Annotated in this window: 1 protein-coding gene; it reads left to right on the forward strand. The window is 71.4% G+C overall.

Annotation, left to right across the window (positions count from 1 at the left end):
- Positions 1-27: 27 nt before the first annotated feature.
- Positions 28-644 (forward strand): IS3 family transposase (locus IEZ09_RS45995; RefSeq protein ID WP_229813583.1); only part of this gene is annotated, 617 nt, incomplete at its 3' end.

A 644-nucleotide genomic window follows, 5' to 3' on the forward strand; every position in this document is an offset into this window, starting at 1 on the left:
GCGGGCCTTGAGGGAGCAGGGGCGAGGGTGAAAGCCCAGGTCATCGCCGCCCTCAAGGCCGAGTTTCCGCTGCCGGTGCTGCTGGCGGCCGCCGGGCTTGCCCGGTCGACGTTCTTCTACCACCAGGCCCGGCTGACCCGGCCCGACCCGCACGCCGAGCTCAAGGCCGCGATCACCGAGGCGTTCCAGGACGCCCGTGGCCGCTACGGGCACCGCCGCATCCACACGGTGCTGACCCGTGCCGGCTGGCGGGTGGCCAACAAGACCGTGCTCACACTGATGAACACCCTCGGCCTGGTCTGCAAGGTCCGGCGGCCACGGCGGTATCGGTCCTGGCTCGGACACACCGGCACGACCGCCGGCAACGTGCTGGGCCGCGAGTTCGGCGCCCAGGCCCCGGACACCAAGTGGGTCACCGACGTCACCGAGTTCCGCATCGCCGGCCGCAAGGTCTACCTGTCACCGATCATCGACCTGTTCGACCGGTCCGTGGTCGCCTACAGCTGCGGCCCGTCCCCGTCACTGGAGCTGACGAACTCCTCGCTGCGCGCGGCGATCGCCACCCTGCCCGCCGGCGCCTCACCGCTGGTGCACTCCGACCAGGGCTTCCACTACCGGCACACCTCCTGGCGGGCACTGCTGGC

The sequence above is a fragment of the Lentzea flava genome, from assembly GCF_014648475.1.
Lineage (GTDB): Bacteria > Actinomycetota > Actinomycetes > Mycobacteriales > Pseudonocardiaceae > Lentzea > Lentzea flava.